General features: G+C 70.6%; 28 protein-coding genes and 1 tRNA gene. 9 read left to right on the top strand and 20 right to left on the bottom strand.

Annotated features, from left to right (window positions below; all coding sequences use genetic code 11):
- Positions 1-87: 87 nt before the first annotated feature.
- From CPH93_RS21785 to CPH93_RS21775, 3 genes are all read left to right on the top strand, one after another.
- Positions 88-708, top strand: a complete 621-nt coding sequence (locus CPH93_RS21785) for an HNH endonuclease signature motif containing protein (protein WP_096213796.1) — start codon at positions 88-90, stop codon at positions 706-708.
- Between the two features lie 80 nt (positions 709-788).
- Positions 789-1,580, top strand: coding sequence for an HNH endonuclease (locus tag CPH93_RS21780; RefSeq protein WP_107470927.1), 792 nt, complete (start codon positions 789-791; stop codon positions 1,578-1,580).
- A 12-nt stretch (positions 1,581-1,592) separates the two neighbouring features.
- Positions 1,593-1,667: transfer RNA gene (locus CPH93_RS21775), tRNA-Leu, on the top strand.
- A 58-nt stretch (positions 1,668-1,725) separates the two neighbouring features.
- Here the strand turns inward: CPH93_RS21775 and rdgB are convergent.
- The 5 genes from rdgB to CPH93_RS21755 all read right to left on the bottom strand — a co-directional run bounded on the left by rdgB (position 1,726) and on the right by CPH93_RS21755 (position 4,464).
- A complete protein-coding gene (gene rdgB / locus CPH93_RS21770; protein ID WP_093483424.1) occupies positions 1,726-2,358 on the bottom strand; it encodes an RdgB/HAM1 family non-canonical purine NTP pyrophosphatase in 633 nt (210 codons plus the stop codon).
- 9 nt (positions 2,359-2,367) lie between these two features.
- Positions 2,368-2,775 (bottom strand): hypothetical protein, encoded by a 408-nt coding sequence (locus CPH93_RS21765; protein WP_093483425.1) that lies wholly within the window; start codon positions 2,773-2,775, stop codon positions 2,368-2,370.
- Between the two features lie 233 nt (positions 2,776-3,008).
- Complete coding sequence (locus tag CPH93_RS35480) at positions 3,009-3,146, bottom strand: SCO1431 family membrane protein (RefSeq protein WP_107452761.1); 138 nt, start codon at positions 3,144-3,146, stop codon at positions 3,009-3,011.
- Between the two features lie 102 nt (positions 3,147-3,248).
- Positions 3,249-3,980 carry a ribonuclease PH gene (rph, locus tag CPH93_RS21760; RefSeq protein WP_093483426.1) on the bottom strand — a complete coding sequence of 244 codons (732 nt, stop codon included), beginning with the start codon at positions 3,978-3,980 and terminating at the stop codon, positions 3,249-3,251.
- Between the two features lie 133 nt (positions 3,981-4,113).
- A complete protein-coding gene (locus CPH93_RS21755; protein ID WP_308404713.1) occupies positions 4,114-4,464 on the bottom strand; it encodes a PTS glucose/sucrose transporter subunit IIB in 351 nt (116 codons plus the stop codon).
- Between the two features lie 121 nt (positions 4,465-4,585).
- Here CPH93_RS21755 and CPH93_RS21750 point away from each other — a divergent pair, with 121 nt between their 5' ends.
- Entirely contained in the window at positions 4,586-5,899 is a 1,314-nt protein-coding gene (locus CPH93_RS21750; protein ID WP_096213795.1) for a PTS transporter subunit EIIC, read from the top strand.
- A 354-nt stretch (positions 5,900-6,253) separates the two neighbouring features.
- Positions 6,254-7,525 carry a PTS transporter subunit EIIC gene (locus CPH93_RS21745; RefSeq protein WP_096213794.1) on the top strand — a complete coding sequence of 424 codons (1,272 nt, stop codon included), beginning with the start codon at positions 6,254-6,256 and terminating at the stop codon, positions 7,523-7,525.
- Positions 7,526-7,637: 112 nt separating this feature from the next.
- Here the strand turns inward: CPH93_RS21745 and CPH93_RS21740 are convergent, their stop codons facing one another.
- From CPH93_RS21740 to clpS, 8 genes are all read right to left on the bottom strand, one after another.
- Positions 7,638-8,390 carry an MBL fold metallo-hydrolase gene (locus CPH93_RS21740; RefSeq protein ID WP_096213793.1) on the bottom strand — a complete coding sequence of 251 codons (753 nt, stop codon included), beginning with the start codon at positions 8,388-8,390 and terminating at the stop codon, positions 7,638-7,640.
- Positions 8,391-8,792: 402 nt separating this feature from the next.
- Complete coding sequence (locus CPH93_RS21735) at positions 8,793-9,743, bottom strand: PLP-dependent cysteine synthase family protein (protein WP_093483430.1); 951 nt, start codon at positions 9,741-9,743, stop codon at positions 8,793-8,795.
- 1 nt (position 9,744) lies between these two features.
- Positions 9,745-10,077, bottom strand: coding sequence for a MoaD/ThiS family protein (locus CPH93_RS21730; RefSeq protein WP_093483431.1), 333 nt, complete (start codon positions 10,075-10,077; stop codon positions 9,745-9,747).
- A 135-nt stretch (positions 10,078-10,212) separates the two neighbouring features.
- Positions 10,213-10,386 (bottom strand): putative leader peptide, encoded by a 174-nt coding sequence (locus CPH93_RS21725; RefSeq protein WP_329150806.1) that lies wholly within the window; start codon positions 10,384-10,386, stop codon positions 10,213-10,215.
- 84 nt (positions 10,387-10,470) lie between these two features.
- Positions 10,471-10,896 (bottom strand): Mov34/MPN/PAD-1 family protein, encoded by a 426-nt coding sequence (locus tag CPH93_RS21720; RefSeq protein ID WP_093483433.1) that lies wholly within the window; start codon positions 10,894-10,896, stop codon positions 10,471-10,473.
- 151 nt (positions 10,897-11,047) lie between these two features.
- Positions 11,048-12,514: an amino acid permease gene (locus CPH93_RS21715; protein ID WP_096213792.1), complete on the bottom strand. Its 1,467-nt coding sequence runs from the start codon at positions 12,512-12,514 to the stop codon at positions 11,048-11,050.
- Between the two features lie 321 nt (positions 12,515-12,835).
- Positions 12,836-13,432, bottom strand: coding sequence for a DUF2017 domain-containing protein (locus CPH93_RS21710; protein ID WP_093483435.1), 597 nt, complete (start codon positions 13,430-13,432; stop codon positions 12,836-12,838).
- Positions 13,429-13,758: an ATP-dependent Clp protease adapter ClpS gene (gene clpS, locus CPH93_RS21705; protein ID WP_040900653.1), complete on the bottom strand. Its 330-nt coding sequence runs from the start codon at positions 13,756-13,758 to the stop codon at positions 13,429-13,431. The genes CPH93_RS21710 and clpS overlap by 4 nt, the downstream gene beginning before the upstream one ends.
- 176 nt (positions 13,759-13,934) lie before the next feature.
- Between clpS and CPH93_RS21700 the strand changes: the two genes are divergently transcribed.
- Both CPH93_RS21700 and CPH93_RS21695 read left to right on the top strand, forming a co-directional pair.
- Positions 13,935-15,263 (top strand): nicotinate phosphoribosyltransferase, encoded by a 1,329-nt coding sequence (locus CPH93_RS21700; RefSeq protein ID WP_093483436.1) that lies wholly within the window; start codon positions 13,935-13,937, stop codon positions 15,261-15,263.
- A 159-nt stretch (positions 15,264-15,422) separates the two neighbouring features.
- A complete protein-coding gene (locus CPH93_RS21695; protein ID WP_093483437.1) occupies positions 15,423-16,019 on the top strand; it encodes an isochorismatase family protein in 597 nt (198 codons plus the stop codon).
- An 84-nt stretch (positions 16,020-16,103) separates the two neighbouring features.
- Here the strand turns inward: CPH93_RS21695 and CPH93_RS21690 are convergent, their stop codons facing one another.
- Entirely contained in the window at positions 16,104-16,478 is a 375-nt protein-coding gene (locus CPH93_RS21690) for a hypothetical protein (RefSeq protein WP_040899147.1), read from the bottom strand.
- A 116-nt stretch (positions 16,479-16,594) separates the two neighbouring features.
- Positions 16,595-18,985: an immune inhibitor A domain-containing protein gene (locus tag CPH93_RS21685; protein WP_093483438.1), complete on the bottom strand. Its 2,391-nt coding sequence runs from the start codon at positions 18,983-18,985 to the stop codon at positions 16,595-16,597.
- 408 nt (positions 18,986-19,393) lie between these two features.
- Between CPH93_RS21685 and CPH93_RS21680 the strand changes: the two genes are divergently transcribed.
- Complete coding sequence (locus CPH93_RS21680) at positions 19,394-19,750, top strand: hypothetical protein (protein ID WP_093483439.1); 357 nt, start codon at positions 19,394-19,396, stop codon at positions 19,748-19,750.
- Here CPH93_RS21680 and CPH93_RS36245 read toward each other — a convergent pair.
- Complete coding sequence (locus CPH93_RS36245; protein WP_173909861.1) at positions 19,742-20,593, bottom strand: RDD family protein; 852 nt, start codon at positions 20,591-20,593, stop codon at positions 19,742-19,744. The genes CPH93_RS21680 and CPH93_RS36245 overlap by 9 nt on opposite strands.
- 169 nt (positions 20,594-20,762) lie before the next feature.
- On the bottom strand, positions 20,763-22,289 hold the full coding sequence (locus CPH93_RS21670; RefSeq protein WP_096213790.1) for an RDD family protein: 1,527 nt from the start codon (positions 22,287-22,289) through the stop codon (positions 20,763-20,765).
- A gap of 236 nt (positions 22,290-22,525) precedes the next feature.
- Here CPH93_RS21670 and CPH93_RS21665 point away from each other — a divergent pair, with 236 nt between their 5' ends.
- Positions 22,526-22,999, top strand: coding sequence for an SsgA family sporulation/cell division regulator (locus tag CPH93_RS21665; protein ID WP_093483442.1), 474 nt, complete (start codon positions 22,526-22,528; stop codon positions 22,997-22,999).
- Positions 23,000-23,049: 50 nt separating this feature from the next.
- Here the strand turns inward: CPH93_RS21665 and CPH93_RS21660 are convergent, their stop codons facing one another.
- The 3 genes from CPH93_RS21660 to CPH93_RS21650 form a co-directional block, all read right to left on the bottom strand.
- A complete protein-coding gene (locus CPH93_RS21660; protein ID WP_093648899.1) occupies positions 23,050-24,492 on the bottom strand; it encodes a dihydrolipoyl dehydrogenase family protein in 1,443 nt (480 codons plus the stop codon).
- An 81-nt stretch (positions 24,493-24,573) separates the two neighbouring features.
- Positions 24,574-24,864, bottom strand: coding sequence for a ribosomal protein L7/L12 (locus CPH93_RS21655; protein ID WP_093488731.1), 291 nt, complete (start codon positions 24,862-24,864; stop codon positions 24,574-24,576).
- 205 nt (positions 24,865-25,069) lie between these two features.
- Positions 25,070-26,185, bottom strand: a complete 1,116-nt coding sequence (locus CPH93_RS21650) for a M4 family metallopeptidase (protein WP_093648900.1) — start codon at positions 26,183-26,185, stop codon at positions 25,070-25,072.
- Between the last annotated feature and the right edge of the window lie 46 nt (positions 26,186-26,231).

Below are 26,231 nucleotides of genomic sequence, written 5' to 3'. Positions count from 1 at the left end.
TCCGCGTAACCGGCCTCGCGTTCGATCGTTGTTCAGTTCGAGAGGGCGCGGGGAGGGGCCCTGCGCACGGGACGGGGGACATGGATCATGGCGAATGTCTATACGCGTGAGGGGCTCGTCGAGGCTGCGCGTGCGTCGGCGTCGTATGACGAAGCCGTGCGGTGGTTCGGCAGTGCGCCAACACCGGGCCGCCGACGATATGTACGCGCCAGGATGCGCGAAGCGGGCGTGGACACCGCCCACTTCGTGCCGACGGGCGTACGGCACACCGAAGCCAGGCTCCGTGCGTTGGTGGCACGCTCGCGCAGCGTCGCAGAGGTCGTGCGCCGCCTCGGTATCAACCCGGTCGGCGGAAACCAGGCGCATATCGGCCGACGCATCGCCGAACTCGGCATTGACACCTCCCACTTCACGGCCGTACCCCGACAACCCCCCACCGGCACCCGGCGCCGGCTCGTTCTGGGGTCACCCGCAGACGGCCGTCTCCCGGGAGAGCGCCTGCGCCGGGAGTTACTGCGGCTAGGAGTTCCGGAGCGGTGCGCGAGCTGCCGCACGGGGGCGCACTGGAACGGCAAACCGTTGCGGCTGGAGGTCGACCACATCAATGGCCATTGGTGGGACAACCGGCCGGGCAACCTCCGCCTACTGTGCCCCAACTGCCATGCGGTGACGGACACCTATCGCGGCCGCACACCCCGGCGGAAGTGACCGCCGCTGTGCCCCCGCGCGTTTCGTACCCCCGTGACCTGCTCGTCCGCACGGCAGCTGTATCCACCAGTCCGGTCGACATGCTGCGGCGGCTCGGTGCCCCGTTGGGCAGCGAGCAACGCCGGTATCTGCGCAACCGGCTGCGGCATTACGGCATCAGCACCGCGCACTTCGTCGACGAGCCGCTCCCCCACCGGCCACGCCGTGTGTACACGGAGGCGCTGCTGCGAGAAGCGGCCGTTCGGTCCCACAGCATCCGGGACATGCTGGAGTACATGGAGGTGGTGCCGTACGCCAGCGCATACAGCCATCTCCGAAAGAAGCTGGACCAGTTCGGCATCGACACCTCACACTTCACTGGCCGAGGAAACGGCTCTCTTCCTCCACGAGCCGACCTGGCCAACGCTGTGGCCGCCTCCCACAGCCTCGCCGGTGTCATCAGACACCTGGCTCACGGCGGCAGCGCCCCGTCCCGCCAGGCCGTCAAACGCAGCATCGAGGCATACGGCCTGTCGACCGCCCACTTCACCGGCCAGGCGCACCTCCGTGGCCGCCCCTCGCCCTCCCGCAGGCCGGCCGACGACATCCTGCGGCGTCGTGAGCCGGGTTCCCGACGGGAGAAGACCACGCTTCTGCGCCGTGCCCTCGACGAGAAGCAGATGTCCCACCGCTGCGCGGAATGCGGCATCGGCGACACCTGGCAGGGCCGGCGCCTGGTCCTGGAGATCGACCACATCAATGGCGACCGGCTGGACAACCGCTTGGAGAACCTCCGCTATCTGTGCCCCTCCTGCCACAGTCAGACGCGGAACTTCTCCCGCACGTCGGCGCACCCGCCCATCCCTGCACGGCCGCGCGACGGGGCACAGTAAGGTAGGCGCCGCGGGCCCGTACCCCAGCTGGCCAGAGGGCGCCGGTTTAGGTCCGGTGTGTCGTGGGTTCGAGTCCCACCGGGCCCATTTGCGCATACGGCCTCCCCCGTCCATGGACGGGGGAGGCCGTTCTGCTGCGCGGGCCTCAGCCCAACAACTCCCGCACCACCGGTGCCAGCGCCCGGAAGGCCTTGCCGCGGTGGCTGATGGCGTTCTTCTCGGCGGGGGTCAGTTCGGCGCAGGTGCGGGTGTCGCCGAGGGGCTGGAGGATCGGGTCGTAGCCGAAGCCGCCGGTGCCGGTGGGGGTGTGGCGCAGGGTGCCGTCGAGGGTGCCCTCGACGACGCGCTGGGTGCCGTCGGGGAGGGCCAGGGCCGCGGCGCAGGCGAAGTGGGCGGCGCGGTGGTCGTCGGCGATGTCGGCGAGCTGGGCGAGGAGCAGTTCGAGGTTGGCGCGGTCGTCGCCGTGCCGGCCGGCCCAGCGGGCGGAGAAGATGCCGGGGGCGCCGCCGAGGACGTCGACGCAGAGGCCGGAGTCGTCGGCGACGGCGGGGTGGCCGGTGGCTTTGGCGAGGGCGTGCGCCTTGAGCAGGGCGTTCTCGGCGAAGGTGACGCCGGTTTCCTTGACGTCGGGGACGTCGGGGTAGGCGTCGGCGCCGACGAGTTCGACGCGGAGATCGGCCGCGTCGAGGATGGCGCGGAGCTCGTTGATCTTGCCGGCGTTGCGGGTGGCGAGGATCAGGCGCTGGGGTGCGGGGTCAGGGCCGGTGTGAGGCTGCATGGGCAGTGATTATCCCGGTGTGCAGATCTCGGCCATGTCCCCGGCCCCGTCGGCGATCGGCTGGACATCGGGGACCTGGTTGCGGTCGAGGGCCCGGCGGGCGTTCGTGATGCCCTTGTTCATGGTGTGGATGGCCTTGGCGAGGTCGGGGTCGCCGGTGTCGTTGCCGACCTTCCGCAGGTTGCTCTCGACGCTGTCGAGGGCCTGGCGGGCCTGTTGCGGGTCGTCGAGGGCGTGGCCGGCGGCCTGCTGGAGCTTGTCGACGGCGTCGACGACGGAGCCCGCGGCCCGGGTGCAGTCCATGGCCTTCTGGACCGCTCCGCAGCCGGTGAGCAGCGGTATCGCGAGCAGGGCGGCGGCTGACGCGGCGAGTGCGGCGGTGGCGGGGCGGCCGGGCCGGCGCGGGCGGAGCGGCATGGGTGGTTCCTTCCCTGGCGTCGTACGCGGACGAGGGAAGACACGCAGGGGGCGGTGATTCGGTTGCCCGGCGCGCCGGGGCGGGGACCCGAACCGGCCAGGCCGGCAGCGGTATGCGGCGGTCCGGCCGCCACGGCCGCCGGAGACGGGACCCGAACCGGCCAGGCCGTCACCGGTACGCGGCCGTCCGGTTACCCCGCCCGCCGGGGCAGGGGCGCGCACCGGTCAGGCCGTCAGACCAAGCCGGTCTGGGTGAGCAGCATGGCCAGGACGAGGACGAGGGTCCAGCCGAGGAGGTGCTCCAGGAGCGGGGAGTCGCCCTGGGGCCCGCCGGTGCGGGCGCGGGGCGCGGTCGCGGCAGTGGTGGGCATGGGTCCACAGTGCCTGCGCCGGGGCGGCTTTCCCAGAGTGGGAGCTCCCGTGAGCAAAGGGTCACAGGGGGAGGAGCAGCCCCTCCCCCTGCGGCGGGTATCTCAGAGCGTGCGGGCGAGCGCTTCCCGCTGGGTGGCGTCGAGCGTGCCGCAGCCGGCGACGGCGAGGTCGAGGAGGGCGTTGAGCTCGTCGCGGGCGAAGGGCTCGGCCTCGGCGGTGCCCTGGACCTCGACGAAGCGGCCGTCGCCGGTGCAGACGACGTTCATGTCGGTGTCGGCGCGGACGTCCTCTTCGTAGCAGAGGTCGAGGAGGGGGGTGCCGTCGACGATGCCGACGCTGACGGCGGAGACGGTGCCGGTCAGGGGCTTGCGGCCGTGCTTGATGAGCTTCTTGGACTGGGCCCAGGTGATGGCGTCGGCGAGGGCGACATAGGCGCCGGTGATGGCGGCGGTGCGGGTGCCTCCGTCGGCCTGGAGGACGTCGCAGTCCAGGACGATGGTGTTCTCGCCGAGGGCCTTGTAGTCGATGACGGCGCGCAGCGAGCGGCCGATGAGGCGGCTGATCTCGTGGGTGCGGCCGCCGATCTTGCCGCGGACGGATTCGCGGTCGCCGCGGGTGTTGGTGGAGCGGGGCAGCATCGAGTATTCGGCGGTGACCCAGCCTTCGCCGGTGCCCTTGCGCCAGCGGGGGACGCCTTCGGTGACGGATGCGGTGCAGAAGACTTTGGTGTCGCCGAAGGAGATGAGGACGGAGCCTTCGGCGTGCTTGCTCCAGCCGCGTTCGATGGTGACCGGGCGGAGTTGTTCGGGGGTGCGGCCGTCGATGCGAGACATGGCGTAGACCCTATCGGCAACGCGAGGGCCCCACTCCGGGCGGTGGATCGTCCGGTGCGGGGCCTTCGGGGGAGGCGCCACACCGGACGTGCGGGGCCTTCGGAACGAGGCGCGCTGAGCGGGGCTCAGGTCCTCACATCAGGTCTTCGATCTCGGCGGCGATGGGGTCGGCGTCGGTGCCGATGACGACCTGGATCGCGGTGCCCATCTTGACGACGCCGTGGGCGCCGGCGGCCTTGAGGGCGGCCTCGTCGACGAGGGAGGGGTCGACGACCTCGGTGCGGAGGCGGGTGATGCAGCCCTCGACCTCTTCGATGTTGTCGAGTCCGCCGAGCCCGGCGACGATCTTCTCAGCCTTGCTGGCCATGTCCACTCCTGCTTGTCTCGGCCGCCGACGGTTCCGCCGGGCGGTTTCACACCGTAACGCACGTTCGGCCCAACTATGTGGGCGTTTGTCCGCTGTCTGACGAAGGATGGCGATCACCGGAGTGCGCACCGGACGGCCCGGAAAGACCGGCCGGAACGCACCCACGAGTGGTCTACACCACCAGTATGCGGCAAGCACCAGGGCGGTTGTCGACGGGCCGACTGCCGGGAGGACACCGATGAGTTCGAACGCAGCGGCGGCGGCACCGAAGAGGCACTGGGGAGCCAACCTCTTCCAGGGGCTGCAGAAGATGGGGCGCAGTCTGCAGTTGCCGATTGCCGTACTGCCCGCTGCGGGGATTCTCAACCGTCTCGGGCAGCCGGATGTGTTCGGCGCGGACGGGCTGGGCTGGGACGCGGTCGGCAAGGTCTTCGCGGCCGCGGGCGGCGCCCTGCTGGATTCGGGGCTGGGGCTGCCGCTGCTGTTCTGCATCGGTGTGGCGATCGGCATGGCCAAGAAGTCGGACGGGTCGACGGCGCTGGCAGCGGTGGCCGGCTTCCTCGTCTACTTCTCGGTGATGCACGCGTTCCCGGCGGGCTGCGCCGCGGGGCAGACGTACACCCAGGCCGGCCTGTGGAGCGGGGTGTGCGTCGACAAGACGCTGACCGTGACGCAGGCCTCCTTCCAGAACCCGGGGATCTTCGGCGGCATCGTCATGGGATTTCTGTCCGCCTGGCTGTGGCAGCGCTTCCACCGGGTGAAGCTGGTGGACTGGCTGGGGTTCTTCAACGGCCGCCGGCTGGTCCCGATCATCATGGCCTTCGTCGGCCTGGTCTTCGCGGTGCTGTGCCTGTTCGTCTGGCAGCCGATCGGTGACGCGCTGACGAGCTTCAGCGAGTGGCTGACGGGGCTGGGGTCGTGGGGCGCCGGGCTCTTCGGCGTCGCCAACCGCGCGCTGCTGGTGATCGGCCTGCACCAGTTCCTGAACACCTTCGTCTGGTTCCAGTTCGGCAGCTTCACGAAGCCGGACGGCACGGTCGTGCACGGTGACATCAACCGGTTCCTGGCGGGCGACCCGACGGCCGGGCAGTTCACCACAGGCTTTTTCCCGATCATGATGTTCGCGCTGCCGGCCGCGGCGCTGGCGATCGCGCACTGCGCCAAGCCGCACCGCCGCAAGGAGATCGCCGGCATGATGCTGTCGGTCGGCCTGACCTCGTTCGTGACGGGCGTGACCGAGCCGATCGAGTATTCGTTCCTGTTCGTCGCGCCGCTGCTGTACGTGATCCATGCCGTGCTGACGGGTGTGTCGATGGCGGTGAGCTGGGCACTCGGGGTGCACGACAGCTTCAGCTTCTCGGCGGGCCTGATCGACTACGTCATCAACTGGGGGCTGGCGACCAAGCCCTGGCTGATCATTCCCATCGGTCTGTGTTTCGCGCTGGTCTATTACGCCCTCTTCCGCTTCGTGATCACGAAGTTCAATCTGTCGACGCCCGGCCGGGAGCCGGATGAGGTGGGGGACGCGATGGAGCAGGAGAACGTGAAGTAGGAGCCGGCCGGGGGCCACCGAGGTAGGGCCAGAACCCCTCACCGGTGGCCGATTCGCCTGGAAGCGGCGGGAGTTGTGGGGGCACTCCCCCGGCTGCCCGGCCCGTCCCGAGGCACGGAACGGCCCAGGGCCTGCACCGCCACCCCGTCCCGCCCGATACGTCACAGCACGGCAGCCGTCGCCGCCCCGCACCCGCAGCCCGCCCACGCCCCGCCCGTCGCGGGTATTGCGACCGCTTCACGGGGATTCCGCTGCGGCGAACCACCGTGGTAAGAATGGTCTAAACCACTGACCGGTATAGACCAGGAGGCCGGTGGCCCCCCACCGAGTCCCCGCCTCACCAGGAGGAATCCGATGAGTTCGGCCACCGCGACAGCGGCCCCCGAGAAGAAAGGCCGCGGCGCCGGCGCCATGGCAGTGGCCCAACGCATCGGCCGCAGCCTGATGCTACCGATCGCCACCCTGCCCGCGGCCGCGCTGATGGTGCGGCTCGGCCAGCCGGACATGCTCGGCCGGGAGTCGTTCCCCGCCTTCCTGAACAAGATCGCCGCGTTCATGGCGGCCGGCGGCGGCGCCCTGCTCGACAACATGCCGATGCTCTTCGCCGTGGGCATCGCGATCGGCTTCGCGAAGAAGTCCGACGGCTCCACCGCCCTGGCCGCGGTCGTCGGCTACCTGGTCTTCAGCAAGGTCCTCGGCACCTTCCCGGACAGCAACCTGCCCACCGTCCAGAAGATCGTCGACGGCAAGATAACCGATGCCGCCCCGCCGGTGGACGCGGGCGTGCTGGGCGGCGTCGTGATGGGCATCGTGGTCGCGCTGCTCTACCAGCGCTACAGCCGCAAGAAGCTTCCCGACTGGCTCGGCTTCTTCGGCGGCCGCCGCCTCGTGCCGATCCTCGCCGCCTTCGCCGGCCTCGTCATCGGCATCGTCTTCGGCTACATCTGGCCCGTGCTCGGCGCCGGTCTGCACAGCTTCGGCGCCTGGCTCGTCGGCTCGGGCGCGGTGGGCGCCGGCATCTTCGGTGTCGTCAACCGTGCCCTGATCCCGGTCGGCATGCACCACCTGCTGAACTCCTTCCCGTGGTTCCAGGCCGGTGACTACCACGGCAAGCACGGCGACATCGCCCGCTTCCTGGCCCACGACCCCTCGGCCGGACAGTTCATGACCGGCTTCTTCCCGATCATGATGTTCGCGCTGCCGGCCGCCTGCCTGGCGATCGTGCACTGTGCCCGGCCCGAGCGCCGCAAGGTCGTCGGCGGCATGATGTTCTCCATCGCGCTGACCGCCTTCGTCACCGGCGTCACCGAGCCGATCGAGTTCACCTTCATGTTCATCGCCCCGGTGCTGTACGCCATCCACGCGGTGCTGACCGGTGTCTCGATGGCGCTGACCTGGGCCCTGGGGATGAAGGACGGGTTCGGCTTCTCGGCCGGCGCGATCGACTTCGCGCTGAACCTCGGCATCGCCACCAAGCCGTGGCTGCTCGCCCTGATGGGGCTGGTCTTCGCGGCGCTGTACTACGCGGTGTTCCGGTTCGCGATCCTCAAGTTCAATCTCCCGACCCCGGGACGGGAGTCCGAGGAGGAGATCGCCGCGGAGGACAAGGCCCAGTACAAGGGCTGACCCGCGGCAGGTCCGCAGCAGCGCGCAGGGCGGGGCCCCGGAGACCGTACGGTTTCCGGGGCCCTCGCCGTGCGTCGTGGAATTCCCGCGGGGGATCGGATCCCCGCCCGGTTCAGATCTCGTAGACGGCGCCGGCCTTGGCGACCTCGACCGGCCCGTCGTACACCTTCTGGGCGTCGCGGATGCTGATGTCCGGGTCGGTCCACGGCGGGATGTGGGTCAGCACCAGCCGCCCCGCACCGGCCCGCCGGGCGGCCTCGCCGGCCTCCCGCCCGTTGAGGTGCAGATCCGGGATGTCTTCCTTGCCGTAGGTGAAGGACGCCTCGCACAGGAAGAAGTCGGTGCCCGCGGCGAGGATCTCCAGCGCGTCGCAGGGGCCGGTGTCCCCGGAGTACGTCAGCGACCGGCCGCCGTGTTCGACCCGGACGCCGAAGGCCTCGACGGGGTGGCTGACCCGCTCCGTACGGATCGTGAACGGCCCGATGGTGAAGGTGCCCGGCGACAGGGTGCGGAAGTCGAAGACCTCGCTCATCGCGCCGTCGTAGGGCAGATCGGCGTGCGCCACGGTCAGCCGGCGCTCGGTTCCGGCCGGGCCGTAGACCGGCATCGGCGCGCACCGCCCGCCGTCCGGGCGGTAGTAGCGCACGACGAAGTAGCCGCACAGGTCGATGCAGTGATCGGCATGCAGGTGCGACAGGAGTACGGCATCCAGGTCATAGAGACCGGTGTGGCGCTGCAGCTCACCCAGGGCGCCGTTGCCCATGTCGAGGAGCAGCCTGAAGCCGTCGGCCTCCAGGAGGTAGCTCGAGCAGGCCGATTCCATCGAAGGGAACGACCCCGAGCATCCGACGACAGTGAGCTTCATACGGGCGTGAACCTCCGTGGGCGGGGGCGGCGGTCAGGCGCCTCCCCTCGCTCTCACTGGAGAGCTCGGGGAAGGATCCATGCGGGGCTTCCCGGCGGGGCCCTGCCGGGTCGTTGCCGGTCCTTGGCGGTCTGTGCGGTGCCCACGAGCGTAAGGCGCAAAAGGGGCTGTGGCGCCTCCAGCGGGGCGAGCTGTGGGCGGAATCACCAGTCCGGGCTGACGCCCCGTACGCCCGTACGCAGTGGCCGCTGCCACCGTCCCGTCCACCGGCCCCAGGCCGCCTGCCCCGGCTCCCGGCCGCCGCGTGCGCCCCGGGATGCGCCGGGGCTCCCGGGGCCCGCGCTCGTTCCGGCACGCCCGAGCGTGTCGCCCGTCACCCGGGGTGCCGGAACCCGCGCCGCTCTACGCCCAGAGCTGCCCGTGCAGCGTTTCGATCGCCGCCTCGGTGGACTCGGCGGTGTACACGCCCGTGGAGAGGTACTTCCAGCCGCCGTCGGCGACGACGAAGACGATGTCGGCGCTCTCCCCCGCCTTGACGGCCTTCTTGGCGACGCCGATCGCGGCATGCAGCGCCGCACCGGTGGAGACGCCCGCGAAAATGCCTTCCTCGGCGAGGAGTTCGCGGGTGCGGCGGACCGCGTCCTCGGAGCCGACCGAGAAGCGGGTGGTGAGAACGGACTCGTCGTAGAGCTCGGGGATGAAGCCCTCGTCGAGGTTGCGCAGACCGTAGACCACGTCGTCATAGCGCGGCTCGGCGGCGACGATCTGGACGCCGGGGACGTGCTCGCGCAGATACCGGCCGACACCCATCAGGGTGCCGGTGGTGCCCAGACCGGCCACGAAATGGGTGACGGAGGGGAGGTCGGCGAGGATCTCCGGGCCGGTGGTGGCGTAGTGCGCACCGGCGTTGTCGGGGTTGCCGTACTGGTAGAGCATCACCCAGTCCGGGTGCTCGGCGGCCAGCTCCTTGGCGACCCGTACGGCCGTGTTGGAGCCGCCCGCCGCGGGCGAGGAGATGATCTCCGCGCCCCACATGGCGAGCAGCTCCCGCCGCTCGGACGAGGTGTTCTCCGGCATCACGCACACGATGCGGTAGCCCTTGAGCTTGGCCGCCATGGCGAGCGAGATGCCGGTGTTGCCGCTGGTGGGCTCCAGGATGGTGCAGCCGGGGGTGAGCCGGCCGTCCTTCTCGGCCTGCTCGACCATGTGCAGCGCGGGCCGGTCCTTGATCGAACCCGTGGGGTTGCGGTCCTCCAGCTTCGCCCAGATGCGGACATCGTCGGAGGGCGAGAGGCGCGGCAGGCGGACGAGCGGGGTGTTCCCGACCGCCGCCAGCGGAGAGTCGTACCGCACGTCAGACCAGCCCGTCCCGTCGCCCGACCGCCACCCCGGCCGGACGCGGCTTCGCCGCGGCAGATCCACCCGCCACCGCCGGGAGGATCGTCACGTTGTCGCCGTCGGCGAGCTTGGTGGAGATGCCTTCCAGGAAGCGGACGTCTTCGTCGTTGAGGTAGACGTTCACGAAACGGCGCAGCTGCTCGCCGTCGACCAGGCGCTCGCGGATGCCGGTGTGCCGGCTCTCCAGGTCGGTGAAGAGGTCGGCGAGGGTGTCTCCGCTGCCCTCGACGGCCTTCTGGCCGTCGGTGTAGGTGCGCAGGATGGTCGGGATTCGGACCTCGATGGCCATGGAGTGCTCCAGTCGGAGTGCGGGGTGGGGGCTGGGTTCCCGGGCGCACGGCGTACGGCGTGCCGGGAGGGCGTCGGGTGACGCGGGACGTGCGGGGTGCCGAAGGCGCGCGCCGCGCGCCCGGGGCAGGCCGGGTCAGGCGGCGGCGCAGCGCGGACAGATCGCGCTGGAAAGGCGGCACAGATCGACGTGCAGCCGTGCGGCTCCGCAGCCGAACGCGCCCAGCAGAGCAGATGCGGAGCGACGCGTGGCGAGCGGAGCGAGCAGCAGCATGCCCGGCCTCTTTTCGCTCACGTCAGGGTCAACCATGCGGTCATCGTATCGATTCCCGGTCCGGGTATTGGAACCTCGTCCCATGATGCGGACGATTGGTGTACGCCAGGTGGGACGCGCTCAGGAGTACGCGGCCACGACCTCGACCTCTTCCTCGGTCACCGTGCCGTCGACGATACGGAACGACCGGAACTGGAACGGCCCGGCGTCATCGGTATCAGCGGTGGATACCAGGACATAGTGGGCAGCCGGCTCGTTGGCGTAGGAGAGGTCGGTGCGCGACGGGTAGGCCTCGGTGGCGGTGTGCGAGTGGTAGATGATCACCGGCTCCTCGTCCCGGTCGTCCATCTCCCGGTAGAGCTTGAGCAGGTCGGCGGAGTCGAATTCGTAGAACGTGGGCGAGCGGGCGGCGTTCAGCATCGGGATGAACCGCTCGGGGCGGCCGCTGCCGGCCGGGCCCGCGACCACGCCGCAGGCCTCGTCGGGGTGGTCCTGCCGGGCGTGCTCGACGATCTGGTCGTAGAGGGCCTTGGTGAGGGTCAGCATGGCGCCAAGGATAGGAGGAGCCCGCGGAGCGCTCAGCTGAGGGTGGCGGCAGGAGCGGACACACAGCGGGCCCGTACGTACCGAAGACTGGTACGTACGGGCCCGCATGCTGGACCTACGGGGCGTTGCCCGTTCCTTCCGGGGTGCTGCCTCAGTTCTTGGCGTCCTTGGCGGCGGCCTCCTGGGCCGACGTGCCGGCCGTCAGGCCGTTCGCCGCGTCGCGCCGCTTGATGCAGAGGTAGCCGACGCCCAGGATCAGCGCCCAGAGGGGAGCCGCGTAGAGCGAGATCCTGGCGTCCGGGTCGGCGCCCATCATCACGATCACCATGGCGATGAAGGCCAGCGCGAAGATCGAGGTGTAGGGGCTGCCGGGGGCCTTGAACTCGGACTGCGGCAGCTCACCGCGGTTCGCCTTGGCGCGGTAGCGCAGCTGCGAGGCCAGGATGACGATCCACGCCCACATACCGGAGATGGTGGCGAAGGAGACGACGTAGTTGAACGCGTCACCGGGCCACTGGTAGTTGATGTAGACGCCGAACAGCATCATCGCGACCGAGACGCCGGTGCCCCAGGTGGGCAGGCCGTTCTTGCTGAGCTTGGTGAAGAACTTCGGGCCCTGGCCGTTGAGCGCGAGGTCGCGCAGCATCCGGCCGGTGGAGTACATACCGGAGTTGGCCGAGGAGAGCGCGGCGGTCAGCACGACGAAGTTGACGATGCCGGCACCGGCCGGCAGGCCGATCTGCTGGAAGGCGGCCACGAAGGGGCTGACGCCCGGCTTGAAGGCCGTCCAGCTGACGACGGACAGGATGATGATCAGCGCACCGATGTAGAAGAGGCCGATCCGCCACGGCACGGTGTTGATCGCCTTGGGCAGGACCTTCTTCGGGTTGGTCGCCTCGCCCGCGGTGACGCCGACGAGTTCGACGGCGAGGAAGGCGAACATCACGATCTGCAGCGTCATCAGCGTGCCGCCGATGCCCTTGGGGAAGAAGCCGCCGTGCGACCACAGGTTGGCGAAGGAGGCGGTGTCACCGGCGTCGGAGAAGCCGAGGGTGATCACGCCGAGGCCGATCAGGATCATGCCGATGATCGCGGTGACCTTGACCATCGAGAACCAGAATTCCAGCTCACCGAAGATCTTCACGGAGATCAGGTTGATACCGAAGAGCGCGACGGTGAAGACCAGCGCTGCGGCCCATTGCGGTATGTCCTTGTTCCAGTACTGCACATACGTGGCCGCGGCGGTCACTTCGGTGATACCGGTGACGACCCAGAACAGCCAGTACGTCCAGCCGGTCACAAAGCCGACGAAGGGGCCGAGGAATTCTCGCGCGTACTCCGAGAAGGAGCCGGAGACGGGCCGGTACATGAGCAGTTCGCCCAGGGCCCGCATGATGAAGAAGATGACCAGACCCACGATGGCGTAGGCGAGGATGATGCTCGGCCCGGCCATCGAGATCGCCTTGCCGGCTCCGAGGAAGAGACCGGTACCGATGGCGCCACCGATGGCGATCATCTGGATCTGACGGTTTCCCAGACCGCGCTGATAGCCCTCTTCGGGGGCCTCGTCAGCTGCCTCGTTGCCGTCGTGTTGCTTGTCGACCTGCACAGAGGTCATGTGTGGTGCGCCTTTCTCCATACCGACCCGGTCTGTCCGGATCGGGTCCCGATCCCCCCGGATGGAGTCCTGCACGCCGACGGTCGGCCGGCTGAGCGCTCCCGCAGCGACAAGGGTGGCGTCACTCACGGCAGGTCGTGAACATCTATCACGACGCTCCGAAGATCGCCTAGAGATGGCGTGAACCACACCACGTGGAAAAGGGGGCAATCCCTACAAGTGGCCACAACTTGCATGGCGGCAGTGATGCGATCGTTATGCGGATTTGAGCATCCGCTGAGCGAACACTGCGTGAACTCCCGGGGGCACTATGCCCGGGTTTCACCCCATCAAGGACTCGACGAGAGTCTCCTGGAGGCCGCCGAGCCAGAGATACGCCATCACCATCGGCTTGCGAGGATCGCTGTCCGGCAGCCGCAGCAGCTCGCCACCGTCCTCCTCATCGGTCACTTCAAGCCGCGTCCCGATGGCCAGCCTGAGGTCGTTGAGGGCCCCCAGCCACTGCCGGCACTCCTCGGGCTTCAGCCGCAGTTCGGCGCTGCCGCCGCCGGCCGGTGCCAGCGTGTCCAGCGCGCGGATCAGCGCGAGGGCGTCCTCGCGCTTGCGGGAGCGCAGGTCGTTCTCGGTGTAGCGGCGGAACTCGGCGGAGGCGGCGCGGACGTCGTCGTCGGGGACGAGGTCGGGACCGCCGTAGGCATCGGGGAAGAGGCGGGCCAGGACCGGGTCGGCGGGCGGTTCACTGGGTCCGTCGTTGAAGATCGACGCGAGCAGGTCGTCGCCCTCGCGCTCCCCGGCCTCCTCGCCCGGGCCGATCAGCTCCATCAGCTGGACGGCGAGGCTGCGCAGGATGGAGATCTCGACCTCGTCGAGGGGGACGGCGGCACCGCCGTCGGGCAGCGGTTCGAAGTGCCCGGTCATCGGCGGTCCTGCTGAAGCGTCGCCCACAGGCCGTAGCCGTGCATGGCCTGCACGTCGCGCTCCATTTCCTCGCGGCTGCCGCTGGAGACCACCGCGCGGCCCTTGTGATGGACGTCGAGCATCAACTGGTGTGCCTTGTCCTTGGAGTAGCCGAAGTACGTCTGGAAGACGTAGGAGACATAGCTCATGAGGTTGACGGGGTCGTTGTGGACGATCGTGACCCACGGGAGGTCGGGCTCGGGGACCTCGAAGGGAGCCTCGCTCGACTCGGGACGCTCGGTCTCGACCGGGACACTGAGGGTGCAGTGGTGCGGCCGGAGCGTGATCGTGGGTGACGGGTGGGCGCTCACAGGCCCCATGCTGCCACCCGGGGACCTGCGACGCACAAATGCCCCTCGCGCGGGCCGCGTCGGCGAGCCGCGGCCGCCCGCCGCCGGGGGTCCCCGGAGGCCCTCACCCCACTATCGTCAAAGTGACGAGTATTGGGGGTAGCATCTCCCCTATGAACACAGCAGACCTGGGGCTGCCGGTGGCCGTGCCGTCGACTGCGCTCTTCACCGACCAGTACGAACTCACCATGCTGCAGGCCGCGTTGCGGTCCGGCACCGCGGACCGGCGTTCGGTCTTCGAGGTCTTCACCCGCCGGCTGCCCGAGGGCCGCCGTTACGGCGTGGTGGGCGGCACCGGCCGGGTGCTGGACGCGGTGGAGAACTTCCGCTTCGACGGAACGATCCTCGGCTTTCTGCGCGAGCGCGGCATCCTCGACGAGCCGACCCTCGACTGGCTGGCCGGCTTCCGCTTCCGTGGCGACATCTGGGGCTACCCGGAGGGCGAGGTCTACTTCCCCGGCTCCCCCGTCATGCGGGTCGAGGGCACCTTCGCCGAGGCGGTGCTGCTGGAGACGGTGATCCTCTCGATCCTCAATCACGACTCGGCGGTGGCCGCGGCCGCCTCCCGGATGTCGGTGGCGGCCGGCGACCGCCCGCTGATGGAGATGGGCGCCCGCCGCACCCACGAGCTGGCGGCGGTGGCCGCGGCCCGGGCCGCCTACGTCGGCGGCTTCCACACCACCTCCGACCTGGCGGCCGGCTTCCGCTACAACATCCCCACCGTCGGCACCAGCGCACACGCCTTCACCCTGCTGCACGACACCGAGCGGGACGCCTTCACCGCCCAGGTCGACACCCTCGGCAGCGGCACGACCCTGCTCGTGGACACCTTCGACGTCGCCGAGGCGGTGCGCACCGCCGTGGAGGTGGCCGGGCCCGGCCTCGGTGCCGTACGGATCGACTCCGGCGATCTGCTGCTGATCGCCCACCGGGTGCGCCAGCAGCTGGACGAGCTGGGCGCCACGAAGACCAAGATCGTGGTCACCAGCGACCTGGACGAGTACGCCATCGCCTCGCTGGCCGCCGCGCCGGTGGACGCGTACGGCGTCGGCACCCAGCTGGTGACCGGCAGCGGGCACCCGACCTGCTCGATGGTCTACAAGCTGGTCGCCCGCGCCGACAGCGACGAGCCCGGTGCCCCGCTGCGGCCGGTCGCCAAGCGGTCGATGGGCGCCAAGAACTCGCTCGGCGGCCGTAAGTGGGCGGCGCGCCGGATGGACGCGGAGGGTGTCGCCGAGGCCGAGGTCATCGGCACCGGGCCGGTCCCGGCCGAGCTGGCCGACCGGCAGCTGCTGGTGCCGCTGGTGAGCGGCGGCATCGTGGTGGCCCGGGAGCCGCTGGACGCCGCCCGCGAACGGCACATCGCCGCCCGCGACCAGCTGCCGCTGTCGGCGACCCAGCTCTCCCGGGGCGAGGCCGTGCTGCCCACCGAATACGTCTGACGCATCCGTCCGACCCGCCCGCGGCGGAGCGCCGGCGGCCGCGGTGCGCCGGGGCGGCGGCCGGGCTCCGCCCCACTCCCGCAATCCCCCGCCAGTGGCTAGCCTCGGTCACACCACACTCCGCGCCCCTCCCCCGTTCCCAGCCGGAAGGCACGCACCATGCACCGGGCATTGATCGTCGTTGATGTGCAGAACGACTTCTGCGAGGGCGGCAGCCTCGCGGTGGCGGGGGGTGCGGATGTCGCGGCGGCCATCACCGATCTGGTGGGCCAGGCGGCCGGCGGCTGCTACCGCTACGTCGTGGCCACCCGTGATCATCACATCGACCCGGGCGACCACTTCTCCGACCACCCGGACTACGAGCACTCCTGGCCGGTGCACTGTGTGGCCGGCACGGAGGGCAGCGGCTTCCACCCCAATTTCACCCCGGCGATCGCCTCCGGCGCGATCGACGCGGTCTTCGACAAGGGCACCCACTCCGGGGCGTACAGCGGCTTCGAGGGCCGGGACGAGAACGGCACCCCGCTGGAGGACTGGCTGCGCCAGCACGACGTGACCGAGGTCGACGTGGTGGGCCTGGCCACCGACCACTGCGTACGCGCCACCGCCCTGGACGCGCTCCGCGCCGGGCTGCGCACCCATGTCCTGCTGGATCTGACGGCCGGCGTGGCCGCGCACACCACCGAGCGGGCGCTGGCGGAGCTGCGCGCGGCGGGCGCCGAGCTGACCGGGAAGCCGGTGGTCCTCGGCGGCTGACACCCACCGGGGCGGGTGCCCCGGCGGGTGTCGGTCAGCGGGTGTCACGGCGGCCGTCCGCGGGCCTCCTCCGGGCCCCGCGGCCTACCCCGCGGCCCGGTAGTCGGCGGCGGGCGCCGGGTGGATCTGCGGTCGCATCAGCGCCCGTATCGGGTGCCACGACTCGGTGTCGTCCTCCGGGGTCTCGCGCCAGACCACCCCGTCGGGGTGGTGCAGGACGGCCGTGATCTCGTCGGGTGTGGGCGGCTCGGTGTTGCCGCGCAGGTAGACCCTGCGCAGCCCGAGGTTGCGCAGCCTGGTCAGGGCGCGCTGGCGGTTCACCGCATGGACCAGCACCCGGACCCGGCACCCGCAGTCGTACGGGCCGGGCCGCGGGCCGTGTGCCGGCCTGGGCAGTGAGAGGGCGACCACCACGCTCCCTCCAGGGAGCCTGATGTAACCGCCTCCGGACTTGGTCATTTCTCCCCCGTGAGACTTCGCGTCAACAAGGAACTGTAGAACGCATCTAAACGCTAATCGGCCGCCGCCCGCTAGGGGGCGACGGCCGAATAGCATCTGACCTGCGGTTTTACCTTCTACTTACCGGCCGGGCCCACCTGGACCGTCACCGTGGAGCCGTCCCGGGCCTCCTTGAGGATCTTGATCCGGGTGTTGGTGTCAGGGACGATCACGCCACCGGTCGGGTTCGTCTTGTCGTAGTAGACGCCGTGCCGGTCGTCGAAGAGCGTCACGCCCTTCTTCGAGGTGATCTTGACCTCCTTGCCGTCCCGGTGGAGGGTCAGCGCGTCGGTCGGGAACCGCGTGAAGGTCGAGTCGTAGCTCTGGAAGCGGTTGCGCATCAGCTTGCCGTCGGCCCAGTGCTCGGCCTTGGGGTGCGCGTCGACCGGCAGGATCTGCCCGTAGCCGGGGTGCTGGCCGACGTTGTTGTCCGGCTGCGAGGTGTCCCACAGCCAGATCAGCACGCCGTTCTGGTACGGGAAGTGCTCCACCCAGTCCGGCTTGGCCGTGGTCCAGCCGAAGTTGTACGGGCCGACCTTGAGGGTCTTGTCGTACGACACGTACTGGCGGTTCTCGGCGATGTAGTACTGCGGGTAGGACTTGGTGAACGAGGCCCCGATCCGCGAGAAGCCCTTGCTGGTCCAGCCGTTGTCGCCGCTCTCGGCGTTGTCACTGAACAGCGGCGTGCCGTCGGCGGTCACGCTGATGGTGTCGGCCGCGAAGCCCTTACCGGAGGTGCCGCCGTCGGTCTGGTAGCGGAAGCGCAGGGCGATCTTCTTGCCCGCGTAGGCGTCCAGCGGGTAGGCGAGGTCCTGGTAGGCGGCCACGGTGCCGGTCAGGGCGGGCTTGTCGCTGCCGTCGCGCGGGATGGCCTTGCCGCCCGCGGTGCCGTCCAGCGCCGTCCAGTTGTTGCCGCCGTCGGTCGAGACCTCGGCGTAGAGGTAGTCGTAGTCCTTCTCGATGTCCCACCAGCCCTTGAGGCCCAGGGACGCCTTGGACTTGCCGGTGAGGTCCACCTGCCGGGTCAGGGTGTTCTTCAGGTCGTCGCCCCTGCCGCCCCACCACTGGTGCGAGCCTTCGGCGGGCTGGACGACCTCGGTCTTGACCTGCTTGGCGGGCAGGGTGACGACCACTGCCTGCTTGTTCTTGGTGTTGTACTCGGAGACGCCCAGCTTGTAGGAGGACTTGGCCGCGGCCTTCGCCTTGCCGTAGTTGAGCCAGCCCAGCTGCAGCTTGTCCCAGGCGCTCATGTCACCGGGCAGGTTGCCGATGCTGTCCTTGCCGGTGCCGAGCCAGGAGCCGCCCGACATCAGCGACCAGAAGTCCACGGAGGATTCGCCGGTGCCGGAGGTGTCGTACTCGTCCGGCAGGCCCAGGTCGTGACCGTACTCATGGGCGAAGACGCCGAGTCCGCCGTTCTCCGGCTGCATGGTGTAGTCGCCGACCCAGATCCCGGTGTCGCCGATCTGGGTGCCACCCGCCTTGTTGGCACCCGGGCCGGTCTTGCCCGCGTCGGTGCCGTAGGCGTACCAGCGGTGTGCCCAGAGAGCGTCGGTCTTCTGGACGCCGCCACCGGCGGACTCGTCCTCGCCGGCGTGCACGATCTGGAAGTGGTCGATGTAGCCGTCGGGCTCGTTGAAGTTGCCGTCGCCGTCGTGGTCGTAGCGGTCCCACTGGTCGTACTTGGCGAGGTCGGCCTTGATCTGGGCGTCGGTACGGCCCTTGGCCTTCTGGTCCTTGGCCCACTGGTTGACGCCGTCGCGGATCAGGTCCCAGACGTTGTTGCAGTTGTGCTGGCCGCAGTAGTTGGAGCCGTAACGGGCCTCGTTCGAATCGACCTTGACCCAGTCGGAGACCTCGCCGTTGACCGAGTAGCGGCCCGAGGACTGCTTCTCGTAGTACTTCGCCAGCGACTGCTTCTTCTTGTCGTGGGAGAAGTAGAGGTCCTGGAAGTGCTTCTGGTTGAAGTCCTTCTGCCAGGCCGTGCTGTTGTCCTTGGCACGGTCCGGCTGGGCTATCCGGTTGTGCGCCGGGCCGGGGTCGCCGCCGTACTTCTTCACCGGCGGCAGGGGGCCGTCGCCGTCCGGGTCGAACATCGTGGTGTCGTCGACCTTGTCGCCGAAGTCCACCAGGATCGTGAAGATCTTGTCGGTCTTCTTCCGGGCCAGCTCGACGTACTTGCTCTTGCCGAGCTTGACGACCGCCGAACCGCCCCGCTCGGTCGGCTTGGCGTCACCGGCGAGGACCTGCTGGAGCGCTTCCTTGCGCTCGGCCGCCTGCCGGTCGCTGAACGGGCCCTTGAGGTCGTGGGCCACGGTCCGCTCAGGGGCCGGGTCATGGCGCCTGGCGACGGGCGACGGACCCTGCGGGTCTGCCGAAGCCACCCCCGAAGACAAAGCGGCCGCCCCGATCGCGGCGATTGCCGTGGCCAGGGCGGCCGATCTGAACACCCTTCTCTGCTGTCTCACTTGGCGCTGTCCTCCCCTTAGAACCGGTCACTGTTCGAGGGCATTCGACCGGAAGTACGGGGAAAAAGACAGATCTTGACTTGGGCACGACAGCGAAGTACGTTACTCGGTCCGCCAGTTGCGGCTATCGGACACCGGAAGGCGACGCGGTGGCGGAGGTCACCTCATGTCACCCACCCGGGCAGGGACCGGGCGTATATGCCCGCTGGGCATGCGCCCCCGCCCCCAACTGGCATGACGCCACGCCCCCCGCGCGCAGCAGGCCGTTTCGTGCGCCCCTGTGCTTCGGAACCGTGGGTTAGGTCACGCTTACTTGGCGTTCCGCCCGGGCAGTCAGGACCGTAGGCTCCTTCGATGGCGCGTGCTTGACCGACACCCCCTGCCGACCCTCTGAGGACGGATTCCGCCATGCCTCGTCCGACTGCCGCACAGCTCGCCTACGGTTCGGCCACCGTCTTTTTCTCCACCCTCGCGATGCTGCTGCTGTCGCAGACGCAGACCGGGATCGGGATTGCGGTCATCGCCATCGCCGGACTCGGGCTCGGGCTGCTGGTCGCCATGACGGTGCCGATGCCCGAGGTGCCGCGGGTGGTCCGCCGGCATGCCGGACGGGCCAAGTCGCCCGCCGCGCCCGCCCCTTTGCGGGCCGTGCCGTCGCCGTCCCGGCGTATCCGGCCGGCGAGGTCCTCGTCCCGTGGCGGCCGGTGGAAGGTCACCGAGCCGGCCGCGGCCGCCCGGGGCCGGCTCGGCGAGCACTCACGCTGACGGGGTCCGGGCCGGCTCCGTGGACACCACCACGGTCTTTGCCGCCTTGTCGTGCAGACACTGCTGATACGGCTTGTCCCAGGTACACCACAAGACGTTGATCAGCCAGAAGATGAAGCCGCAGCAGGGCACGATCTCCGGCAGCGTATAGACCGCGGCCCGGGTCCAGCCCGCCTGGGGCGTGGGGATCGAGCCGTTCGAGAGCATCGCCACCCGGATCTTCATCGCCATCTTGCCGAGGGTCTGGCCCCGGCTGCTGAGCATCAGCCCCTCGTAGATCAGATACGCCAGCATGGTGACGCCCGAGACCGTCCACTGCGCGCCGGCCTCGTCGCTGTTGGTGCTGAAGTAGTTCACCCCGCCGACGATCAGCGACATGATCACGCCCACCGGCACCCCGATGATGATCGCGTCGATGATGCGCGCGACGAGCCGGCGACCGCGGTTGGCCAGCGGCGGCATCCCGGCCAGCGGATCGGCCGGCTGCCCGTACTGCCCGCCGTAGGGATCGCCGGCATACGGGCCGCCCGGGTACGGGCCACCGCCGTAGGGGCCACCTCCGGGGGGCGGGGTGCCACCGGGAGGCGGAGTCCAACCCGGAGGCGGGGTCCCACCAGGAGGCGGAGTCCCACCGGGGGGCGGCGGAGGCTGCTGGCCGCCCGGGGGTGGTGCGGCGCCCTCGCCGCCGCCCGTCCCGTTGGCGTGGTTGTTGCGCGGGGAACCGTTCTCGCGCGAAGAGCTGTTGCGGGGAGCGCCGCCCGCCGGGGGCTCCTGCGGCTTCTTCAGGAACGGCTCGTCCTCCGGCGGCTCACCGGCGCCGGGCCCGGGCTGGTCGGTACTCATGGCCCGAGTCGACCGCTTGTCGCGGCCCGCCGCATCCGGCCAAGGCCCGTTCGGGGGACGGGCACCGGCCCGACGAAAACGCCGCCGGCCGCAACCGGACCGCGACGGCGCGGGCCCGCATGCGAAGGACCGGTCACCCGGTCAGCGGGCGGCCGGTCCACGAACGCGCTCAGTCGGACGCGACGAACGTCCGCGCCACCTTGTCGTGCCAGCACTGCCGCCACGGCCGGTCGAACAGACACCACACGGCGTTCAGCACGCCGACCGCGAGGACGCCGAGCACGCCGTAGACGAACCAGCGCTTGAGCGCGGCGCCGAGGGTCGGGGTGTCGTGGCTCTCGATGTCGAGGACCCGGACCCCGCACAGCTTCTTGCCCAGGGTGCGGCCCCACTTGAGGGTCGGCAGCGCCTCGTAGAGCGCACCGCCGATCAGCAGGACGGCCAGGATCGTGGCGAAGACCGGGATGGTCGTGCCGTCGATGAGATAGACCGTCACCTGGCGGCCGGACTGCTTGGCCGCCTCGACCTTGGCGGCGAGGTGGTCCGTGACGGTGCCCCACATGGGAACGGCCACCGCGGCGGTGACCGCGCCCAGCACCACGGTGTCGATCAGCCGGGCCGCGAACCTGCGGCCGAGGCCCGCCGGGTGGCCCTGCGCCGCCTGGAGGGCTTCGTAGAACGGGTCGGCGGCGGCCGGCGGCTTCCAGGGGATGACCCCGTCGGCGTCGCCGCCCTGCGGGCCGGGCGCGGCCGGCGCGGCACCGCCCTGCGCCGGGAAACCGGCCGCGGCTGCAGGCACCTGCTGACCGGGCGACTGCTGCGCCGGGGCCTGCGGGGCGGACGCCTGCGGGGCCGGGACCTGCGGGGCTGCGGCTGCCTGCGGGCGGGAGGCCTGGTGCTGCGGGGCCTGTTGCTGCGGGGCCGGGCGGTTCTGCTGCTGGGGTGCGCCGACGGACGGGAGCGCCTGCGGGGACCCGGCACCGGGCGCCGCGGAGGCCGGGCGGCCGGTGCCCGCGGCGCGGAAGGTCATCGTCTCGTTGCCCTTGGCGGGCTCACCGGCGTCCGGCCGGACCGCACGGATCGCGGTGGTGCCCTGGTCGCCGGAGCCCTTGCCGCGGCGGGCGGCCGGGTTCACGGCGCGGATGGCGACCGTCCCGTCCGACGGGGGCTTGGGTGCGGCGGGGGCGGATGCCTCCGCGCCCGCCGGTTCCTCGCGCTGCGGCGGCACCGCACCCCACGCGGGGGCGCCCGACGGGGTGCCGGGAGGTGCCTGCTCCGGCGAACCCCAGGAGACCCGGTGGTCGCTCTCGCCGGCGAACCCGCCCTGGCGGGAGGCGTCGGCCCCCCAGGCGGCGCCCGCTTCGGGGCCGGCGCCGTGCAGCCGGGCCGTGTCGTCCCAGTTCGCGGCGGGCCGGGCGGCGACCTCGCCGGCGCGGCGGACGGCCGGCAGCGCGGAGCCCCCGGCCGCGTCCTCCTCGTCGAAGAAGACCGGGCCGGTCTCCTCGACGGCAGGGGACGGCGGGGCCGCGCCGGGCGGCGGGGCCGGCATGGCCTCGCCCTCGGCCGGGGCCGGCCGGCTGGTGCCCGGCACCCATGCGGCACCGTTCCAGTACCGGATGTAGCCGGGGATGGACGGGTCCGGGTAGAAGCCTGGCGTAGGGCTACCGCCGGCGGATCCTGAGGTAGGGGCGCTCATGTCCGAAGTCCCGTATCTGTACTCGGCCTGTGGAATGTGGAGTGCAGTCTGCCGCAACGCGGCGTCCACATCTATCAGACCCCGGGTTGCACGGTGCCCATGCCCGCCCACGACCACCTGGAAGAGGCGCGGGAAAAAAGTTGTACGAAGTCGCGTAAGAGTCCGGCTCCTGGCGCCTCTCCTACCCTGCGGGCCGCGATTCGGGCGTCCGCAGGGAGCGAAGAAAGGCGGACGTCATGTACACCGTGGTGGAACGAGAGCTGGAGCTGGGCCTGGTCCGATCGCCGGAGCGAAGCATTCCGGTGCCGGCCCGGCTGACCTACCGGACGGACGACCCCTACGCCGTCCATGTCACCTTCCACATCGGCTCGGACGCCCCGATCCAGTGGACCTTCGCCCGCGAACTGCTCGTCGAGGGCGTGTTCCGGCCGTGCGGTGACGGCGATGTGCGGGCCTGGCCGACCCGGGTGGACGGCCGCAGCCTGGTCTGCCTGGCGCTGGCTTCGCCGGACGGCGAGGCGCTGCTGCAGGCGCCGGCCGCGGCGGTCTCCGCATGGCTGGAGCGCACCCTGCGGGTGGTCCCGCCGGGGTCCGAGCAGCAGCATCTCGGGCTCGACAAAGGGCTGAGCGACCTGCTGGCCCTGGCGCCGGGGGACGAACTGTGGCCGGGCGGCGCCGCGTCGGAGGACTCCCCGGACCCCGGGGCGTGACGGGTGAGGTACGGGGACTCGTCCGGTTCGGGCCGCCCGAGGCTCCGCGGTCAGCCGCGGTACGCCTCCAGCAGCCGCAGCCACACCTCGCTGATCGTCGGGTAGGAGGGCACCGCGTGCCACAGCCGCTCGACGGGGACCTCGCCGGCCACCGCGACCGTCGCGGAGTGCAGCAGCTCCGCGACGCCGTGGCCGACGAAGGTGGCGCCGAGCAGCACCTCGCGGTCCAGGTCGACGATGATCCGGGCCCGGCCGCGGTAGCCGTCCGCGTAGAGGTACGCCCCGGAGACGGCCGCCAGGTCCTGGTCGACCACCCGGATGCGGTACCCGGCCCGCTCCGCCTCGGCGGCGCTCAGCCCCACCGCGGCGGCTTCCGGATCGCTGAAGACGACCTGGGGGACGGCGCGGGTGTCCGCGGTGGCGGCGTGCGCGCCCCAGGGATCGGACTCCAGGATCGGGACGCCCCGGGCGCGGGCGGAGATCGCGGCGCCGGCGATCCTGGCCTGGTACTTGCCCTGATGGGTCAGCAGGGCACGGTGGTTGACGTCGCCGACGCCGTAGAGCCAGCCGCCGGTCACGCCCTTCACCCGGCAGCTGTCGTCGACGTCCAGCCAGGAGCCGGGCTGCAGACCGACCGTGTCCAGGCCGATGTCCTCGGTGCGCGGGGCCCGGCCGGTGGCGATCAGGAGCTCGTCGGCGACGATCTCGTCGCCGGAGTCCAGCAGGACGGTGACCGGCCCGCCGGGTGCCTCCCGGCGCACCTCCCGCACCTCGACGCCGGTGCGCAGGAAGGCGCCCGCCTCGGCGAGTGACTCGGCGACCAGATGGCCGGCGAACGGCTCCATCCGGGGCAGCAGCCCGTCACCGCGCACCAGCAGGGTCACGGAGGCGCCCAGGGCCCGCCAGGCGGTGGCCATTTCGACGCCGACCACGCCGCCGCCGACCACCACCAGACGGCCCGGCACGGTCTTCGCGCTGGTCGCCTCGCGGCTGGTCCAGGGCCGGGCCTCGGCAAGACCGGGGATGGGGGGCAGCACCGCGCGGCTGCCGGTGCACACCGCGACCGCATGGCGGGCGGTGAGCACCCGGCCGTCGACGACGACCCGGCGGGGCCCGGCCAGCCGGCCCTGGCCGCGTACGAGGTCGATACCGGCCGAGTCCAGCCAGCGGACCTGGCCGTCGTCCTTCCAGTACGAGACGACGGCGTCCCGGTGGCCGAGGACGGCCGGGGCGTCCAGGGGGCCGTCGGCGGCGTCCTTGAAGCCGGGGGCCCGGCGCGCCTCGGAGCGGACGGTGACCGGGCGCAGCAGGGCCTTGCTGGGCATACAGGCCCAGTAGGAGCATTCGCCGCCGACCAGTTCGCTCTCCACGATCGCCGCGCTCAGGCCCGCGGCGTGCGCCCGGTCGGCGACGTTCTCGCCGGTCGGCCCCGCCCCCAGCACGATCACGTCATACGCCTCATCAGCGGCGTTGGTCGCTTCGGTGGCTGCCATCGGCTCTCGCTTCCTGCGTGGGCATGAGGTGGCCCGGTGGGGCCCGACGGTCCTTCTGGCCATCCTCTGCCCAACTGGCCGTCAGCGCATCCGGCGTTCGACCGCTTCCTTGGCCTCGACGAGCCCGGAGCCGGTGAGCTCGCGGTGCACCTTGATCGCCTGGATCTTCTTGCCCTGGGTCAGCAGCTCGTCGATCTCGGCCATCCGGGGGTCCTCCGGCTCCGCGACCCCGGCGTGGGCGAGCAGCAGGTCCACCTTCTTCTCCAGCCGCTGGAGCCGGCGCTCCAGGGTCTTGGAGCGGCGGTCGGTGCCCGAGGCCACCATGGCGATGGCGAGGACGAGCAGGGCTATTCCGGGGAGCAAGGAGTCCATGACGGAAAACTTTACGAGGCGGCGGCGCGTGCCATGGACACGGCAGGCCGAAACGGCGTGCCGGGCGCGGATGCCGAGCGAGTCGAAGACGTCGCGGGTCGAAGACGTTCTTGACACCGCGCGGCAACTCCTCCCCCACCGGCCCCCGTTCGCGGCCCGGCCGTGCCTCGGTGCCGGGCGCGGCACCGTCGCCCTCGGAATGCCCTTACCCGACGTGGACCGCGGTCCAGGCCTTCGCGACGGTCCGGTATGCGGTGCTGCCCTTGCCGTACAGGGCGGCCGCGGCCTTCAGGGTTCCGGCCCTGGCGCCCTTGTAGTCGGTGGCGGAGGTGAACTGGGTGGTCAGTGCCTTGTACCAGATGCGGGCGGCCTTGTCCCGGCCGATGCCGGTGACCTTCGCACCGTCGTAGGTGGGGCTGTTGTACGTGGTGCCGTTGATGACCTTTTTGCCACTGCCTTCGGCCAGCAGGTAGAAGAAGTGGTTGGCCACCCCGGCCGCATGGTGGGAATTGTCGCGGCGGCCGATGCCCGGCTTGTAGAAGTCGGGGGACTTGCCGTCCTTGGACGGCTTGTCCATGTAGCGGAGCGGCTTGCCGTCGCCGTAGTAGTTGGCCTTCTCGCCGATGAGGTAGTCGGGAGTGTCCGCCGGAATGTCGGCCTGGAACTCCACCATCGTGCCGAAGATGTCCGAGGTCGCCTCGTTGAGCCCGCCGCCTTCGCCGCTGGAGGCGAGCCGGGCGGTGGCCTGATTGATGGAGTGCGTGTATTCGTGCGCGACGACGTCCAGAGAGGTGACCGGGTTCTTGCCGTCCTTGCCGTCGCCGAAGAACGAGCCGTTGTCGTCCGAATAGGCGTCGGCCTGGTTTCTGCCGTAGTGGACGGTCATGGCAGGGCCTTTGCCGTCACCGTGGATACCGCTGCGACCGAAGGTGTTCTTGAAGTAGTCCCAGGCTTGTCCGGCAGCGAAGTGGGCGTCGACCGCGGCGGACTGACGGCTTTTCATGGTGCCGTCGCCCCACACATTGTCCTTGTCGGTGAGCGGTTTCTCGTTGTCGGCGGCGAAGAAGTCGTGGGTGGACAGGCCCCCTCGGGTGGGGTCGATCAGCTCGTAGGTCCCGTTGTGCTCCCTCGTGGTGAGGGGGACCGTGCCGACGCGTACGCCGTGGCCCACGCCGGTCCGGGCCGGGGACGCAGTGGTGTGCGCGGCCTTCGCCGGGCCGCTCCCGTGGGGTGGGGCCGCGGCGGCCGCAGCTCCCTGTACGGCGATCAGCGCCGCCGACACTCCCACTACAGCTACCAGCGCCGACTTCTTCCGCCTCATGCGTACCACTCTCCTCAGGTGCTGCTCGCTGCGTTCGTACGCATCT

The organism is Streptomyces sp. 2323.1 (genome assembly GCF_900221035.1).
In the GTDB taxonomy this organism is placed as follows: Bacteria; Actinomycetota; Actinomycetes; order Streptomycetales; family Streptomycetaceae; genus Streptomyces; species Streptomyces sioyaensis.
The sequence above is the reverse complement of the archived record's forward strand: the minus strand, read 5'-3'. Positions and strand labels throughout refer to the sequence as shown.

Excerpts from the sequence above, each read along its gene's own strand:
- CPH93_RS21785 (WP_096213796.1), top strand. The coding sequence starts at position 88 with ATGGCGAATGTCTATACGCGTGAGGGGCTCGTCGAGGCTGCGCGTGCG.
- CPH93_RS21780 (WP_107470927.1), top strand. The coding sequence starts at position 789 with ATGCTGCGGCGGCTCGGTGCCCCGTTGGGCAGCGAGCAACGCCGGTAT.
- rdgB (WP_093483424.1), bottom strand. The coding sequence starts at position 2,358 with ATGCAGCCTCACACCGGCCCTGACCCCGCACCCCAGCGCCTGATCCTC.
- CPH93_RS21765 (WP_093483425.1), bottom strand. The coding sequence starts at position 2,775 with ATGCCGCTCCGCCCGCGCCGGCCCGGCCGCCCCGCCACCGCCGCACTC.
- CPH93_RS35480 (WP_107452761.1), bottom strand. The coding sequence starts at position 3,146 with ATGCCCACCACTGCCGCGACCGCGCCCCGCGCCCGCACCGGCGGGCCC.
- rph (WP_093483426.1), bottom strand. The coding sequence starts at position 3,980 with ATGTCTCGCATCGACGGCCGCACCCCCGAACAACTCCGCCCGGTCACC.
- CPH93_RS21750 (WP_096213795.1), top strand. The coding sequence starts at position 4,586 with ATGAGTTCGAACGCAGCGGCGGCGGCACCGAAGAGGCACTGGGGAGCC.
- CPH93_RS21745 (WP_096213794.1), top strand. The coding sequence starts at position 6,254 with ATGAGTTCGGCCACCGCGACAGCGGCCCCCGAGAAGAAAGGCCGCGGC.
- CPH93_RS21740 (WP_096213793.1), bottom strand. The coding sequence starts at position 8,390 with ATGAAGCTCACTGTCGTCGGATGCTCGGGGTCGTTCCCTTCGATGGAA.
- CPH93_RS21730 (WP_093483431.1), bottom strand. The coding sequence starts at position 10,077 with ATGGCCATCGAGGTCCGAATCCCGACCATCCTGCGCACCTACACCGAC.
- CPH93_RS21725 (WP_329150806.1), bottom strand. The coding sequence starts at position 10,386 with ATGGTTGACCCTGACGTGAGCGAAAAGAGGCCGGGCATGCTGCTGCTC.
- CPH93_RS21720 (WP_093483433.1), bottom strand. The coding sequence starts at position 10,896 with ATGCTGACCCTCACCAAGGCCCTCTACGACCAGATCGTCGAGCACGCC.
- CPH93_RS21715 (WP_096213792.1), bottom strand. The coding sequence starts at position 12,514 with ATGACCTCTGTGCAGGTCGACAAGCAACACGACGGCAACGAGGCAGCT.
- CPH93_RS21710 (WP_093483435.1), bottom strand. The coding sequence starts at position 13,432 with ATGACCGGGCACTTCGAACCGCTGCCCGACGGCGGTGCCGCCGTCCCC.
- CPH93_RS21700 (WP_093483436.1), top strand. The coding sequence starts at position 13,935 with ATGAACACAGCAGACCTGGGGCTGCCGGTGGCCGTGCCGTCGACTGCG.
- CPH93_RS21695 (WP_093483437.1), top strand. The coding sequence starts at position 15,423 with ATGCACCGGGCATTGATCGTCGTTGATGTGCAGAACGACTTCTGCGAG.
- CPH93_RS21690 (WP_040899147.1), bottom strand. The coding sequence starts at position 16,478 with ATGACCAAGTCCGGAGGCGGTTACATCAGGCTCCCTGGAGGGAGCGTG.
- CPH93_RS21680 (WP_093483439.1), top strand. The coding sequence starts at position 19,394 with ATGCCTCGTCCGACTGCCGCACAGCTCGCCTACGGTTCGGCCACCGTC.
- CPH93_RS36245 (WP_173909861.1), bottom strand. The coding sequence starts at position 20,593 with ATGAGTACCGACCAGCCCGGGCCCGGCGCCGGTGAGCCGCCGGAGGAC.
- CPH93_RS21670 (WP_096213790.1), bottom strand. The coding sequence starts at position 22,289 with ATGAGCGCCCCTACCTCAGGATCCGCCGGCGGTAGCCCTACGCCAGGC.
- CPH93_RS21665 (WP_093483442.1), top strand. The coding sequence starts at position 22,526 with ATGTACACCGTGGTGGAACGAGAGCTGGAGCTGGGCCTGGTCCGATCG.
- CPH93_RS21660 (WP_093648899.1), bottom strand. The coding sequence starts at position 24,492 with ATGGCAGCCACCGAAGCGACCAACGCCGCTGATGAGGCGTATGACGTG.
- CPH93_RS21655 (WP_093488731.1), bottom strand. The coding sequence starts at position 24,864 with ATGGACTCCTTGCTCCCCGGAATAGCCCTGCTCGTCCTCGCCATCGCC.
- CPH93_RS21650 (WP_093648900.1), bottom strand. The coding sequence starts at position 26,185 with ATGAGGCGGAAGAAGTCGGCGCTGGTAGCTGTAGTGGGAGTGTCGGCG.